The organism is Pseudomonas sp. EggHat1, assembly GCF_014892995.1.
Lineage (GTDB): Bacteria > Pseudomonadota > Gammaproteobacteria > Pseudomonadales > Pseudomonadaceae > Aquipseudomonas > Aquipseudomonas chaetocerotis.
In genome coordinates this window covers 74,936-90,236 of sequence record NZ_JACKQK010000005.1, presented here as the reverse complement: position 1 = coordinate 90,236, position 15,301 = coordinate 74,936, and the positions used below count along the sequence as shown (strand labels likewise).

Here is a 15,301-nt window from a genome sequence, read left to right as displayed (position 1 = left end):
GGCGAGAGTGATGCTCGCCCGAGAGAGGAAAGACTGGGACGTTAATGGCGGGGGGCAAACGGGATATGCCGGCCAGCACTCATTGAGTGAGGGGTTACCCTCACCGTCACTCCCGTACAGGCGTGAGCCCGTAGAGCCGTTCTAGGTTCCCGCTTGTGCGGGAACGATGGTTGCAGCGGGGGGTGAGGGTTCCGAGGGCCGACTACTGACCGCTCGGCTCCGACCACACGGCAAACTCGTTGCCACCCGGCTCGACGAAGTGAAAGCGTCTGCCGCCGGGGAAAGAGAATATCGGTTTGACGATTTCCCCACCGGCGGCCTCGACCTTGGCCAGAGTGTCTTCCAGCTGTGCGCTGTAGAACACGATCAGCGCGCTGCCGTTGTCGCTGCGTGCAGACATCTCGGCGCTGAAGAAACCACCATCCAGGCCTTCGTCGGCGAAGGCTGCGTAATCGGGGCCGTAGTCCGTGAATCGCCAGCCGAAAGCGGCCTGGAAGAAGGCCTTGGTGGCCGGCAGATCGCGGCTGGGGTATTCGACGTAATTGATCTTCTCGTGAGCAGGCATGCCGGGTTCCTTGGCAGTGAAAGAGAGGGAGGTTACTGACGTGATTTGGCCAGATCGATGGCCGCCTGAATAGCCGCGCGTGCTTGCGGGCTGTTTTTCCAGCAGGTAGAGCCCAGCTGACCGGCTACCGCCGTGACGATATCGCTGACACTGGACTCAGCCAACTCCTGCAAGGAGTTTATTCCGATCTGTTCGAGTCGTTGCACGACGGTAGGGCCTACGCCTTTAACGTTCAGAAGGGCTTGGTGTTCATCGGTTGGGAAGGGCATTGGGATTGTTACCAGTCGTAAAGATAAGGAACGGGCTTTAGCCCGTCCCAGTGAGCGAGCGCTTGGGAACTCCCTGAAATATAATAAGAAATCATCAGTAGCTTAATCGCTATTTAGAGTCAGTGCTATAACAAACGCAGGAATTGGAGGTCGAACCTAAAGTTTATGAATCGTCCAGATTAAAGCCAAAAACGTATCTCAACTCATAATAACAGTGGTGCGTGCTGGCGCAGTACATCTTCAGCAATTGCCATGTAAAATTGGCGAGTCAAGCTAAAAAATGGGCTAAGGTGCTGATTTACGGGTATTAAATCTATTCCCGCTAAACAATAAACATCCATCTCATCTTCTAAGTGCTTAAAATATAGGTCATCTAATTCGTCCCACCAATTTCTCCTCAGCATCAAAAGATAGGGGCTATTTAGATTTAGCAAGTCCAAGGTGTACTGAGCGCGATCAGTGTCAAAAACATTTAGTTTATTGGACGGTACTACTCGGCCGTCGGATAAGTATGAAAAAAATCTTGAGCAATCGATATCATGCGGTGCAATAAAACGCTGCATGTCCACTGAGTTTTGCTTTCCAGGGGCATGGCCCCCGAACACAGATCGCGCCTGCTGAGAAGGTTGTTGACTCGATATAAAGCTGGACAAATTAGCACTACTAAACGCACTAGCAGCTAGATTCTTATAGTCAAAAGTTCGATGAGGCGACTGTGACTTATTCTCAATGTGTTCAATGTGATAATCGAATCCCTGTTGGTCGGGGCGAACTTCACTGTAACAGCATAAGTGATATTGCTCTGACAATAGAAATTCCAGAACAGTGTCTTTGTGACCAAATGTGCTCCAGCGAGTTCTGGCGCTCTCACTCGTGATAGGCGGCAGTTCATTAGACTTGCTTAGGTAATATCCGCCATTTCCAATCTTAATCACTTGCCTCACTGCTTGAGCGCCTTATGTCTAACGATATTACGTTGAAGCCTTAAGATTTGGGCATGCTCTCTGCCTAAAATGCCCAGCATTTTCTCCATTAAATATTTCGCTTCCGCCGAGTCGTATAAACCCTGATCAACTAACTCTGTCAGCCTTTGTAGTTCTACTTTCTCCGGGATTGGCGGCAATGGGTCAACTAGCATTACCCCCTGAAGTACGTCCCCGCTGGGCTCTCCGTAAGTACGACCAAGAGGCTTGCTGACAATGATTCTCCCCTCTTTATTTAAGTCAAGCACACGAATGTTGTCCCTATGGACAGTGCTCAAAACTTGTGGGCTATGTGTGGTAACAATAAATTGGAGGTTTGGGAATGTGCGCTGAAGTCCAGCTAAAATCTCCTGCTGCCACCTCGGGTGCAAATGTAGCTCTACTTCATCAATAACAACCACGCCATGGCAGCTTAGTGGTGTGGCCGCCTCGGGATTAAGTGTTACCAGCCTTCTTGCTATATCGCCAGCTAAAACAAGCAACATCCTCTGCCCTTGAGATAGCTGAGTGATGTTTAATTCAACGCCAAAAACCTCAACTAATAAACGCGTCTTCCCAGTGCTGCGATCTACTCTAAGATTGCGTACGTCAGGTACTAGATTTTCAATGGCTTGATTTACTGCGCTTAAGTGGCGTTTATACTTTTCAGTAGATGAGTCACCAATCACGTTGGCTAACTTAATTTTTCTTTCCTGTAGCCTGCGCAGAAAGAGATTTTCGCCTGAGAGACGGCTGTCTTCAGGTTCGTCAGCCAGAAAGCTTTCAAGGGTCGATATTTGGTTTCGAAGTTCTTTGGCTTCTGATGAGTCTTCACCTTCGGCAAGGTTAGTCAGTTCGATATATAGCTCTGAGAAATTATCTAGCTTAGTGCCCCCCTCAAGTGCATCTTTCAGTGCAGAGAAGCGATTGATTAATACCTCGCCAGATGCTTTTTCCGCTAGTTCTTGTTTTAGTGTAAAAAAAGAGCGCTCTACAGAGTAGAATGCCAGGAGCGGAATCATGACAGTATTGCTTGCAGACGTCTTTCGATACATTGCCCCGAATTTCTTGATTACACTCACATCGCTAGACTGACTTCCAGAGAAGCCACTGACTGTGCGGACTAAAGCACTTTCAAAAATATTTCTATCGCCCAGCTGAAACTTGCCAATAATTTCCGCATAGTCTTCAGTGGCAACATTGATATCTGAATGAGTGACGGGCTTGCCATTCACTCCCTCTTTTTCAAGGTTATTATTGAACCATGAAAATATTTTCGAAATAGCTTCCGAGATACTCGTTTTTCCTGCGCCATTGTTGCCGATGATAACCGTAATTTTTTTGTCGAAGGTTATCTCTAAATTAGTAAATCTTCTAAAATTTGACAATGATAATGACTTTAAATGCAAAGCCTCTCCTGCAAGAGATAACTCCAGAAGCTTCAAATATTTTTCAGCTTCCTCATTGTTCTGTTCAACATATTTGCCTTCAGCATAGAACTCATGTAGTTGGAGTTGCGCTTCCAGAACTCCTCGTCGAGCATTCTGAATGATTGACTTAATGCCTTTGTTGCGTTCGCTGTTGTTTCTCATGGTCTCAGTCCTCAATAATCTTGGAGATAGATTCGGCTGTGTATTTTTTCACTAAGGACTGAAAGAAAGTAGGCTCTATGTGTTTGGCGAAAGCTATCAAACCTCTCAGGTGCAACCTATCATCGCTGCTAAGCTTGTCTAGTACGAACTGATGGGTTAGGTGCTTAATATATCTTTTTCGCGAGCGACCTAGAGAAAGCGAGGCTTTATTGTTTATTGTTACTCCGGTGACATGTCGATTATGAGCCATGGAAGAAAATTTAGTCTTTCTCTTATTTATCCTCAATGCACCATCATAAAGGTGCTCGAGATTAGCTTCGATCAGCGCTGGGACTTCAAAAAGCACATCCTTGTGGCATGTCGAGAAGGTTAAATCGTCAGCATACCTTGTATAGGTAATTTCCTTGCTTGCGCAAATTTCATGCACTAAGCAATCAAATTTATACATGAGAAAATTGGAAACCATAGGCGAGCTTGGCGCCCCGACACTTAGAATTAGACGCCCCGCAGTGTTTTTGCTAGGGCGCCAAAACAATAAGCGCTCTAGGGTGTACTTGTCTAAATCAGTAGGCGTTCCGATGGTGTTTTTCCAGACGCTCCAAAAAAGCTCACTAGAAATTGAATTGAAGAAGTTTTCAAAATCCATTTTCAGTAAGTATCGATTTCGCTTATGAAGTTCTGCGTTGTCCTTAATGCTCAAGCCGTTTCGATAGGCCATTGCTGATTTGTGAACTGGTAGTTTCTGAAGCATTAAGAACTTGCGTTGATATAGCTTCAGTTCTTTAGAGGGTTGGGCAATAATTCTATGGCCAGAAGTGCGCTTCGGGATTGTGTAGATCTTGTATTTATTGGGCGCGTTTCGGAGGAAGGCAATTACCTTGGCCTCACTTTTTTCGAGCGCCAATGCTAGCTTTTCAATTACACTCATCTTGGCCCCCATAAAAAAGCCCAAGAGCAACAGCTCTTGGGCTTAGCTCTTTACTAGAGGATGCGATAGTCTCGCAACCTGATTGAGGAACGAGATCAGGTTGCGAGACTATCGCAACCACAAAATCGTTCAATAACTTAGAGTCTGGCTAAACACCCGACTAGACGGAATCGTCTTAAGCTAAAGAGCCCTTTGAGTATATGCCATGGAGAAGCCTAAGCTCAACATTCTACAGATACTGAAATCAGAGCAACGTTGCAGCAGACAACGCCAGCCCCAGTGCTGAGACTGAGTTGATATTCACGTCAAGGGCGTATCTCGAGCAGCTAGGGAAACGCTGAAGAAGACTTCCCGTTTCTGGTGAAATACGCCGATCCCGCTGCCCGAGCCTCCCGATAAAGCAGATGGCCTTCGCCCTTGCTTCTGGGAGTCCGCGAGGCGGTAGGTTTTGGGGAGGTTATACACCATGCCGGATAACTGCTGGCAAGTGGCAATTACGCGAAAGCGGGGATGGTTGGGAAGGGCGTAGGGAAGATCGCGAGCAAGCTCGCTCCTACAAAAAACGGGGCGGGGAGGAGAGAGGCGCAGCGGTGAGCCGCTGCGCCTTTCGTTTCAGCGGTTGAAGCGTTCGACCAGGGCGTATTGGCCCTGTGCGGTGTTGGTCAGGGCTTCGCTGAGTTTGGCGGTATCGTTGGCTTCGCCGGCGGTCTGGTCTGCCAGTTGGGCGATGGTGGTGATGTTCTGGTTGATCTCGTCGGCGACGGCGCTTTGCTCTTCCGCCGCTGCGGCGATCTGGTTGGCCATGTCGGCGATATTGGCCACCGAGTCGCTGATGCCGGACAGAGCCTGATCGGCCTGCAGCACTCGTTCGACGCCTTCATCGGCCTGCTTGCGGCCGATTTCCATGGTTAGTACGGCTTCTTCGGCAGTGCGCTGCAGTTTGGCGATCAGCGCGTGGATCTGTTCGGTGGACTCAGCGGTGCGCTGGGCCAGCGAGCGCACCTCGTCGGCCACCACGGCGAAGCCACGGCCCATTTCGCCGGCGCGGGCGGCTTCGATGGCGGCGTTGAGGGCGAGCAGGTTGGTCTGGTCGGCGATGCCCTTGATCACGTCCACCACGCCGCCGATTTCGCTGCTGTCCTGGGCCAGGCGGGTCACGGTTTCACCGGTATCGCCCACCGATTGCGACAGGCGCTGGATGGCTTCGCGGGTTTCTGCGGCGATGGTGCGGCCTTCGCTGGTAAGGCGGTTGGCTTCCTGGGTGGCGATGGCGGTGCGGGCGACGTTGCTGGCCACTTCCAGAGTGGTGGCGGCCATTTCGTTGACGGCGGTGGCAACCTGCTCGGTCTCGCTGCGCTGGCGCTCGAGGCCGGCCGAGCTGTTGTGCGCGAGCTTGTCGGCTTCACGCGCTTGCAGGGTCAGTTGCTCGGCGGTGTCCTGCAGGCGGGTGAGGCAGGTTTTCAGGCGCGCTTCCTGGCTGAGCATGGCCATTTCCAGGCGTGCTTCGGCGCCACGGCTGTCGGTGTACATCTGCGCGATCAGCGGGTCGGAAGTGGTTTGCTCGGCGAGGCGCAGCAGGCGTTTGACGCCGCGCGTCTGCCAGGCGATGCCAGCCAGCCCCAGCGGCACGGAGAGCACGGCAGCAAGGATGAAGCCCCAGTTGCTGCCCATCCAGTGGCCGATCATGAAGCCGATCTGGCTGACCAGGATGAAGGGCATCCACGCCTGGACGATGGGCAGCCAGTGATTGCTGGCCGGTACGGCCGATTTGCCGGCGTTGAGGCGGGCGTACAGCGTTTCGGCGCGGCGCACCTGCTCGGCTGTCGGTTTGATACGGACGGATTCGTAGCCGACAACCTGGTTGTTTTCGGTCACGGGCGTGACGTAGGCGTTGACCCAGTAGTGGTCGCCGTTCTTGCAGCGGTTCTTGACGATGCCCATCCACGGGCGGCCCTTCTTCAGGGTCGTCCACATGTGCTCGAACACGGCGGACGGCACGTCAGGGTGACGCACGATGTTGTGTGGCGCGCGCAGCAGTTCTTCGCGCGTGAAGCCGCTGACTTCGACGAAGGCGTCGTTGCAGTAGCTGATTTGTCCTTTGAGGTCGGTGGTGGATATCAGGCGTTGTTGTGCAGGAAAGGTGCGCTCACGCTGAGTGACCGGCTGGTTGTTACGCATGGCAGGTATCCGTCGTTGTAATGCCCTGTCATCGGCCGGCGAGCGGCGAAGTTGAGGGCTGAATCCGTTTTGGCGAGTTTAATCGCTTTTTGAACGGCGTCACGTTTCTGTCGCGGCGTTGGCCATCTCTGGCTCGACGGATAAGGAGGCCCTGCCGCCAGTGGCGGCAGGGCAGGTGCATCAGTTGGCGATCATCTGGCGCAGCACGTAGTGCAGGATGCCGCCGACCTTGAAGTACTCGACCTCGTTGAGGGTGTCGATGCGGCACAGGACTTCGACTTCCTCATGCGTGCCGTCTTCACGGGTGATTATCAGCGTCAGTGGCATCTGTGGGCGCAGTTCCACGCCTTCCAGACCTTCGATGGCCAGCACTTCCTTGCCGGTCAGTTTCAGGCTGGTGCGGTCGATACCGGGTTTGAACTGCAGCGGCAGCACGCCCATGCCCACCAGGTTGGAGCGGTGGATGCGCTCGAAGCTTTCGGCGATTACTGCCTTGACCCCCAGCAGGTTGGTGCCCTTGGCCGCCCAGTCGCGGCTGGAGCCGGTGCCGTATTCCTTGCCGGCGATGATCAGCAGCGGCGTACCTTCGGCCTGGTAGCGCATGGCTGCATCGTAGATCGCCAGCTTCTCGCCGCTGGGCACGTGCAGGGTATTGCCGCCTTCCTCACCACCGAGCATTTCGTTGCGGATACGGATGTTGGCGAAGGTGCCGCGCATCATCACTTCGTGGTTGCCGCGGCGCGAGCCGTAGGAGTTGAAGTCGGCCTGGGCCACGCCGTTATCGCGCAGATAGCGCCCGGCCGGGCTGTCGGCCTTGATGTTGCCGGCTGGCGAGATGTGGTCGGTGGTCACCGAGTCGCCGAGCAGGGCGAGGATGCGCGCCTGGCGGATATCGGTGATACGTGGCGGATCGCCGGCGATGTCCTCGAAGAACGGCGGATGCTGGATATAGGTGGAGTCGCCCTGCCAGGCGTAGGTGTCGGCCTTGGGCACGTCGATGGCCTGCCATTTCTCGTCGCCGGCGAAGACTTCGGCGTATTCCTTGCGAAACATGGCGGTGTCGACCTGGGTGATGGCCTGGGTGATCTCGGCCTGGGTCGGCCAGATGTCCTTGAGGTACACCGGCTGACCGTCCTTGCCGGTGCCGAGGGCGTCGCGGGTCAGGTCGAGGCGCACGCTCCCGGCCAGGGCATAGGCGACCACCAGGGGTGGTGAGGCCAGCCAGTTGGTTTTCACCAGCGGGTGCACGCGGCCCTCGAAGTTGCGGTTGCCGGAGAGCACCGAGGCGACGGTCAGGTCGGCCTGGGTGATGGCCTTCTCGATGGGCTCACGCAGCGGGCCGGAGTTGCCGATGCAGGTGGTGCAGCCGTAGCCCACCAGGTCGAAGCCGAGTTTCTCCAGGTAGGGCGTCAGGCCAGCGGCATTGAAGTACTCGGTGACCACCTTGGAGCCAGGCGCCAGCGAGCTTTTGACCCAGGGTTGGCGCTGCAGGCCTTTCTCCACCGCCTTCTTGGCCAGCAGGCCGGCGGCCATCATCACGCTGGGGTTGGAGGTGTTGGTGCAGGAGGTGATGGCGGCGATCACCACGGCGCCGTCTTTCAGGCGATGGGTATGGCCGTCGTCCTCGTAGTCGATTTCGCCGCTCTGCTTGTCGCCACCGACGGCGGTACCGCCGCCGCCTTCGCTGAGCAGGCGACCCTCTTCCTTGGCGGTGGGCTTGAGCTGCAGGCCGACGAAGTCGTCGAAGGCCTGGCTGACCTGGCCCAGCGAGACACGATCCTGCGGGCGCTTGGGCCCGGCCAGGCTGGCTTCGACGCTGCCCATGTCCAGGCTCAGGCTGTCGGTGAACAGCGGCTCGGCGCCTGGCTCGCGCCACAGGCCCTGGGCCTTGCTGTAGGCCTCGACCAGTTGCACGGTGGCGTCCGGGCGGCCGGACAGGCGCAGGTAACCGAGGGTGATGTCGTCCACCGGGAAGAAGCCGCAGGTGGCGCCGTATTCCGGGGCCATGTTGGCGATGGTGGCGCGGTCGGCCAGCGGCAGGTCGGCCAGGCCGTCGCCGTAGAACTCGACGAATTTGCCCACCACGCCCTTCTTGCGCAGCATCTGGGTGACGGTGAGCACCAGGTCGGTGGCGGTTATGCCTTCTTTCAGCTTGCCGCTGAGCTTGAAGCCGATGACTTCGGGAATCAGCATCGACACCGGCTGGCCGAGCATGGCCGCTTCCGCCTCGATGCCGCCTACGCCCCAGCCGAGTACGCCGAGGCCGTTGATCATGGTGGTGTGCGAGTCGGTACCGACCAGGGTGTCGGGGTAGGCGAGGGTGGTGCCGTCTTCTTCCTTGCTCCACACGGTGCGCGCCAGGTATTCGAGGTTGACCTGGTGGCAGATGCCGGTGCCCGGCGGCACCACGCTGAAGTTGTCGAAAGCGTGCTGGCCCCAGCGCAGGAAGGCGTAGCGCTCGCCGTTGCGCTGCATTTCCAGTTCGACGTTGTCATGGAAGGCGCTGGAGGAGGCGTAGCGGTCGACCATCACCGAATGGTCGATGACCAGATCCACCGGCGACAGCGGGTTGATCCGCTGTGGGTCGCCGCCGGCCTTGGCCATGGCGTCGCGCATGGCGGCCAGGTCGACCACCGCCGGTACGCCGGTGAAGTCCTGCATCAATACGCGCGCCGGGCGGTACTGGATCTCGCGGTCGGAGGCGCGCTGGTCGAGCCAGTCGACCATGGCTTGCAGATCCTGCGGCTGCACGGTCTGGCCGTCTTCGTTGCGCAGCAGGTTTTCCAGCAGGACCTTGAGCGACTTGGGCAGGCGGTCGATGTTACCGAGGCGCTGGGCGGCTTCGGGCAGGCTGAAGTAGTGGTAGGTGGCGTCGCCGACTTTCAGTTCGCGGCGGCAGTTCAGGCTATCGAGGGAGGGCATTGCACATCTCCTTGGGCCCGCACGGTTCGGGCTGTGTCTGATGGCGGCAGACCTTCAAGCTAGTTCGGCTTGGGCTGTCTGGCTAGCGCATTTCCTTTATCGGTCGCTATACGCTGCCTGTTCTGGGTGGCCGGGCCTGATCGAAACGCGATGGCTGGTGGCTCCGTATCTGTAGGCAGCGCATATGTAGCTGGACAGGTTTAGCGGCTCGGGGTTCCGCTCTCGGGTATCATGCGCACCCCAAGGAGACCCTTTGATGAATACCCTGTTTCTGCATTGCCGCCCCGGTTTCGAAGGGGAGGTTTGCGCCGAGATCACTGACCTCGCCGCACGCCTGGACGTACCAGGCTACTCCAAGACCAAGCCCGGCAGTGCGTGCGCCGAGTTCGTCTGCAGCGAGGCGGCCGATTGCGAGCGGCTGATGCGCAGCGTGCGTTTCAACCAACTGATCTTCCCGCGGCAATGGGCGCGCGGGGCCTACGTCAGCCTGCCAGAGAGTGACCGTATCAGCGTGTTGCTGGAGGCGCTTGCTGATTATCCGGTATGCGGCAGCCTGTGGCTGGAAGTGGTGGATACCAACGACGGCAAGGAGCTCTCGACCTTCTGCAAGAAGTTCGAGGCGCCGCTGCGCAAGGCGCTGCTCAAGGCCGGCAGACTGGTGGACGATGCCAAGAAGCCGCGCCTGCTGCTGACCTTCAAGAGCGGGCGCGAGGTGTTCGCCGGCATCGCCGAGGCGGACAACCAGGCGATGTGGCCTATGGGTATTCCGCGCTTGAAGTTTCCCCGTGAGGCGCCCAGCCGCTCCACGCTCAAGCTGGAGGAGGCCTGGCACCATTTCATTCCGCGCGAGCAGTGGGATCAGCGCCTGGCGCCGGGCATGACCGCCGTGGACCTGGGCGCTGCACCGGGCGGCTGGACCTGGCAGCTGGTCAATCGGGAGATCCGTGTTACCGCCGTGGACAACGGGCCGATGGCCGAAAGCCTGATGTACTCGGGTTTCGTCGTACACCAGCGCGCCGATGGTTTCACCTTCCGACCGCGTCATCCGGTGCACTGGATGGTCTGCGATATCGTCGAGAAGCCGGCGCGCACGGCGGCGATGATCGAAACCTGGCTGGGCGAGGGGTTGTGCCGCGAGGCGGTGGTCAACCTCAAATTGCCGATGAAGCAGCGTTACGCCGAAGTGCGGCGCCTGCTAGATCGCATCGAGTCGGGGTTGGTGGAGCGCGGCTTGAAGGTCAGCATCGGTTGCAAGCAGCTTTATCACGACCGCGAGGAAGTGACCTGCCACCTGCGTCGGCATGGCAAATGATGATCTGCGCGTAGCAGGCCGTTGAAAAACGTAGGCGACGACTGCATGGATGCAGGAGGTAGAGCGACGCAGGAGGCCAAAGCCGAGGTGGTTTTTCAACAGCCTGCCAGGTCTCAGGACTGTGCGCGCAGGTGACCTGAAGGTCAGCTTTGCGCGACAATACGCGCCTGTTTGTGGAGCCCCTTATGTCCGAAGCCCTGACCCTCAATCACGATGACCTGCTCGATGCCAGCGGCCTGAATTGCCCGGAACCGGTGATGATGTTGCACAACAAGGTGCGCGACCTGTCGCCGGGCGGCCTGCTCAAGGTGATCGCTACCGATCCGTCGACCCGCCGTGACATTCCCAAGTTCTGCGTGTTTCTCGGCCACGAACTGCTCGGTCAGGCCGAGGAGGACGGCACCTACCTGTACTGGATTCGCAAGAAGACCGATTAGCTGCCGGTTGTATGCGGTGTGCCAGATATTCTGGCGGACTGTTCGCTTAGGCTCCTGAGTCTGCCCTACGGCTCTGGTCCGCAGTGCCAGCGTGTAGGGTGCGCCGTGCGCACCAGTGCTGTGCCTTGATCTGTTTTTGCCCGTGGTGATAGGTGCGCGTGGCGCACCCTACGGGGTTCCGGCGTCTTCCGCGTCGTTCCATCCCGCCTGTCCCGGCGCCAGGCCGCAGCTGTTCAGTAGCGCCTGCCAGGCCTTGACGTGACGCGCCGTGGCTGTGCGGAAATCCTGCCACAACGAATGCTGCTCGCCGGCCAGGCGCTGCAGGTGCTCGCGGGTAGCCGAGGGAATGCCGTCGATGCGCTGCAATTGCAGCAGCGCCGCCTGCCACTGCTGGCCACGCTGATCGACCTGCGCCAGATAAGGCTGCAGGCCGCCAGCGTAGAACTTGATGAAGATGTTCTGCAGGATGCGCCCGCGCGGCGTCGCCTGGCCCAGCGGGCAAAGTGGGCGGTTCTGCTGGCGTTGCTCCAGCAGTTCGCTGCCGGCGTCGAGGTTGTGGCGCAGGCTGGCCAGGCTGGTGATCAACTGGCCGCCTTGCTCGCTGGCGTAGAGGGCGAAGAACAGCGGCTCCAGCTGATCGGCGCTCGGCGGTAGCTGCGCAGGCAGCGCGGCGCCGATGCTGGCCAGCCGCTGCAGTGCGTCCAGTGCGGCGCTGTCTTCCTGCGTGTCCACCGGCAAGGCCTGGTCGGCGAAGCGCAGGTAGTCTTCGAACTCAGGGCTGCCGTTGAGCGCATTCCAGAACACTGCCGGCAGTTGCTGACGCTTGTCGCTGGCCAGACGCTGCAGCGTGGCCTTCAGGCTGGAGTCGTCCTGCAGATGGGGCAGGCAGTCTTCGATGGCGCGCAGCAGATCGCCTTCATAGCCCAGCCGTTGGCTGGGCATCAGCTGCTTGCCCAGGCTGCTATTGCGCTGGCTGATCAGCTGCTGCAGGTGCGGACAGCGCCGCGCGTCGATCACCAGATCGAGCAGGCCGATACGCAGTTCGGGGATGTCCGAGGTTCGCTCGCGCCTGGCGGGCAGGCGGTACTGACTGATACTGCGACTGTCCAACGAACTGACGTCCGGCGCATCGAGCGAGCGCTGCAGGCGTTCGAGGTAATCGCTCTGCAGGGCCAGGCCATCGTTAGCCGGGCCACAGCCAGCGAGCAGAAGGAAGCAGAGGAGCAGGGCAGGTCGAATCATGCGCTCAGTCTAGAGCTGATTTCCTGCCTATCCAATCACTCAGGCAGCCCGGCGAATGCGCTTGCGAGCACTGCGTGCCAGGCGAACGGTGAGCATCGCGGCAGCGCAGGTCAATCCGACCACCAGGCCCTGCCACAGGCCGCTGGGGCCACTCGGTTCGCCGAACAGGTCGGACAGCCCCAGCGCATAACCCACCGGCAAACCGATGCCCCAGTAGGCGAACAGCGTCAGCAGCATGGTGATGCGCGTGTCCTGATAGCCGCGCAGTGCGCCGGCGGCCGTCACCTGGATGGCATCGGAGAACTGGAACAGCGCCGAGTAGACGATCAGCGTTGCCGCCACGGCGATCACCGTCTTGTCCGGGGTGTAGATCTGCGCGATCTGTTCGCGCAGCAGGAACATCAGGCTGGCCGATACGCAGGCGTAGCCCAGCGCCGCCGCCATGCTTACCCCGGCAGCGAAGCGCGCCTCGCGCGGCTGACCACGGCCCAGCGCCTGGCCGACGCGCACGGTGGCGGCCATGGCCAGCGAGTAGGGAATCATGAACACCATGGAGCTGAAGTTCAGGGCGATCTGATGTCCGGCGACCACGGTGGCACCGAGGCCGCCGATCAGCAGGGCGATCACCGCGAAGATGCTCGATTCGGCAAATACCGCGATGCCGATTGGCACGCCAATGCTCAGCAGGCGTTTGATCACCGTCCACTGCGGCCATTCGAAGCGGGTGAACAGCGAGCTGGCGCGGTAGTAGGGCGCCCATTTCACCCAGACCAGCATGCCGATCAGCATGAAGCCCATCACCAGCGCGGTTGCCCAGCCGCAGCCGACACCGCCCATGGCCGGCAGGCCGAACTTGCCGTAGATGAAGATGTAGTTGGCAGGGATGTTCAGCAGCAGACCAAGAATGCCCAGCACCATGGCCGGGCGGGTGTGGCCGAGGCCGTCACTGAAACAGCGCAGTACGTGATAAAGCGCCACTGCCGGGAAACCGCAGGCGACGGCGCGCAGGTAACCCATGGCGGGGGTGATCAGCTCCGGGTCGATGTTCATGGCGCGCAGGATGAATTCGGCGTTCCACAGCAGGGTCGCGGCGCTGCCGCCGACGGCCAGCGCCAGCCAGAGTGCCTGGCGCACCAGCGGGCCGATTTCGGCCTCTGCGCCAGCGCCGAAGCGCTGCGCGACCTTGGGTGTGGTGGCCAGCAGGATGCCGGTCATCAGCAGAAACACCGGCACCCAGATCGAATTGCCCAATGCCACGGCAGCCAGATCCTGCGGGCTCACGCGCCCGGCCATCAGCGTATCGACGAAGCCCATGGCGGTATGTGCCAACTGGGCGATGATGATGGGTGTGGCCAGGATGAGCAGGCTGCGCAGTTCCGTGCGCACGCGGCCAAGGCGGGTGTCGGTAGACATTTCGACTCTTCGGGATGGCAGGAAACCGCGTAGTCTACGCCTTGACGTATCGGTCAGGAAAGCGCGATCTGTGCCTCTGTCTGGCGGCTCTCGAGGCGACGCTGAGGTGTCGGCTGACTTAGAATGGCGGCCTTCCCGATGGAGCCTGCCATGCACATAGTCGCCGACGAGAACATTCCCCTGCTCGATGAGTTCTTCGCTGCGTTCGGCAGCATTCGCCGCTTGCCTGGTCGCGGCATCACCGCGGCCGATGTGCGTGATGCCGACCTGCTGCTGGTGCGCTCGGTGACGCAAGTGAACCGCGCCTTGCTCGAAGGCAGCCGGGTGCGTTTCGTCGGCACTTGCACCATCGGCACCGACCACCTGGATCTCGATTACTTCGCCGAAGCCGGCATCGCCTGGAGCAGTGCCCCCGGTTGCAATGCTCGTGGCGTGGTGGATTACGTGCTGGGCAGCGTGCTGACCCTGGCCGAGCGCGAGGGCGTAGACCCGGCGGCGTGCGTTTACGGTGTGGTTGGTGCGGGGCAGGTCGGCGGGCGTCTGGTCACTCTGTTGCAGGGGCTGGGCTGGCAGGTGCGCGTGTGCGACCCGCCGCGTCAGGCCGCCGAGGGCGGCGACTTCGTCAGCCTGGAGCAGATCATCGACGAGTGCGATGTGATCAGCCTGCACACGCCGCTGGACGCTTCGACGCGGCATCTGTTCGGTGCGACTCGCCTGGCGGCATTGAAGCCAGGAACCTGGTTGATCAACGCCAGCCGTGGTGCTGTGGTGGACAACGCCGCGCTGCGCAGCCTGCTGCCGCAGCGGCCTGATCTGAAGGTGGTGCTGGATGTCTGGGAAGGCGAGCCGCTGGCCGATGTCGAGTTGGCCGCCCTGTGCCAACTGGCAACGCCGCATATCGCTGGCTATAGCCTGGACGGCAAGCTGCGTGGCACGGCGCAGATCTACCAGGCCTGCTGCCGGGCGCTGGGCGTGGCCGAGCAGGTGAGTCTGGCCGATCTGTTGCCGGCGCCCTGGTTGAGTGAGCTGAGCATCGACGGCAGCGCAGACCCGGCCTGGGCCCTGGCCAGCATCTGCCGCGCGGTGTACGACCCGCGCCGCGACGATGCTGACTTTCGCCGCAGCCTGGCCGGCGATGCCGATGCCCGTCGCGCCGGCTTCGACCGCCTGCGCAAGCATTACCCCATGCGCCGCGAGATCGATGGCTTGCGCGTGCGTATTCAGGGTGATTCAGCGCCGCTGGCTGCTCTGGTACGAGCCCTGGGCGCCACCGTTTCGTAGGGTGGGTTAGCCGCCTGTCACGCTTGCAGAACAGTTTGCTAAGCCCGGTGCGGCATAACCCACCATCGGCGCAACGCGATCCATCGCCCGGTGGGTTACGTGGGGCGGCCATCCGAGCGCGCGGAGCTCATCTGCGTCTGGAAGCTCGGCACTCGGCGCCGCTAACCCACCATCGGTGCAACGCGACACACCGCCCGGTG

Annotated in this window: 12 protein-coding genes; 3 read left to right on the top strand and 9 right to left on the bottom strand. The window is 59.4% G+C overall.

The genetic code is table 11. The features are described 5' to 3' along the window. Nucleotides 1–202: 202 nt before the first annotated feature. The 7 genes from INS93_RS10455 to acnA form a co-directional block, all read right to left on the bottom strand. Nucleotides 203–565 carry a VOC family protein gene (locus INS93_RS10455; protein WP_192981603.1) on the bottom strand — a complete coding sequence of 121 codons (363 nt, stop codon included), beginning with the start codon at nucleotides 563–565 and terminating at the stop codon, nucleotides 203–205. 32 nt (nucleotides 566–597) lie between these two features. Then, the gene (locus tag INS93_RS10450) at nucleotides 598–834 is read right to left on the bottom strand and encodes a helix-hairpin-helix domain-containing protein (protein ID WP_192981600.1); all 237 of its coding nucleotides are present in this window, start codon (nucleotides 832–834) and stop codon (nucleotides 598–600) included. 203 nt (nucleotides 835–1,037) lie between these two features. After that, the gene (locus tag INS93_RS10445; protein WP_319017543.1) at nucleotides 1,038–1,769 is read right to left on the bottom strand and encodes a retron system putative HNH endonuclease; all 732 of its coding nucleotides are present in this window, start codon (nucleotides 1,767–1,769) and stop codon (nucleotides 1,038–1,040) included. A 5-nt stretch (nucleotides 1,770–1,774) separates the two neighbouring features. Then, nucleotides 1,775–3,388: a retron Ec78 anti-phage system effector ATPase PtuA gene (gene ptuA / locus INS93_RS10440; protein ID WP_192981592.1), complete on the bottom strand. Its 1,614-nt coding sequence runs from the start codon at nucleotides 3,386–3,388 to the stop codon at nucleotides 1,775–1,777. 4 nt (nucleotides 3,389–3,392) lie between these two features. Beyond that, a complete protein-coding gene (locus INS93_RS10435; protein ID WP_192981589.1) occupies nucleotides 3,393–4,316 on the bottom strand; it encodes a retron St85 family RNA-directed DNA polymerase in 924 nt (307 codons plus the stop codon). Nucleotides 4,317–4,928: 612 nt separating this feature from the next. Continuing rightward, on the bottom strand, nucleotides 4,929–6,494 hold the full coding sequence (locus INS93_RS10430; RefSeq protein WP_192981586.1) for a PAS domain-containing methyl-accepting chemotaxis protein: 1,566 nt from the start codon (nucleotides 6,492–6,494) through the stop codon (nucleotides 4,929–4,931). 180 nt (nucleotides 6,495–6,674) lie between these two features. Beyond that, nucleotides 6,675–9,416, bottom strand: coding sequence for an aconitate hydratase AcnA (gene acnA / locus INS93_RS10425; RefSeq protein WP_192981583.1), 2,742 nt, complete (start codon nucleotides 9,414–9,416; stop codon nucleotides 6,675–6,677). A 256-nt stretch (nucleotides 9,417–9,672) separates the two neighbouring features. On the opposite strand from acnA, the gene rlmM reads away from it, so the two are divergent. Both rlmM and tusA read left to right on the top strand, forming a co-directional pair. Then, nucleotides 9,673–10,728, top strand: coding sequence for a 23S rRNA (cytidine(2498)-2'-O)-methyltransferase RlmM (rlmM, locus tag INS93_RS10420; RefSeq protein WP_192981580.1), 1,056 nt, complete (start codon nucleotides 9,673–9,675; stop codon nucleotides 10,726–10,728). A gap of 185 nt (nucleotides 10,729–10,913) precedes the next feature. Next, nucleotides 10,914–11,165: a sulfurtransferase TusA gene (tusA, locus tag INS93_RS10415; protein ID WP_037050659.1), complete on the top strand. Its 252-nt coding sequence runs from the start codon at nucleotides 10,914–10,916 to the stop codon at nucleotides 11,163–11,165. A 168-nt stretch (nucleotides 11,166–11,333) separates the two neighbouring features. Here the strand turns inward: tusA and INS93_RS10410 are convergent, their stop codons facing one another. Then, nucleotides 11,334–12,407: a DUF3080 domain-containing protein gene (locus INS93_RS10410; protein ID WP_192981577.1), complete on the bottom strand. Its 1,074-nt coding sequence runs from the start codon at nucleotides 12,405–12,407 to the stop codon at nucleotides 11,334–11,336. 39 nt (nucleotides 12,408–12,446) lie between these two features. Further along, the gene (locus INS93_RS10405) at nucleotides 12,447–13,820 is read right to left on the bottom strand and encodes an MATE family efflux transporter (protein WP_192981574.1); all 1,374 of its coding nucleotides are present in this window, start codon (nucleotides 13,818–13,820) and stop codon (nucleotides 12,447–12,449) included. A 150-nt stretch (nucleotides 13,821–13,970) separates the two neighbouring features. On the opposite strand from INS93_RS10405, the gene pdxB reads away from it, so the two are divergent. Then, a complete protein-coding gene (pdxB, locus tag INS93_RS10400; protein ID WP_192981571.1) occupies nucleotides 13,971–15,101 on the top strand; it encodes a 4-phosphoerythronate dehydrogenase PdxB in 1,131 nt (376 codons plus the stop codon). Nucleotides 15,102–15,301 lie beyond the last annotated feature (200 nt).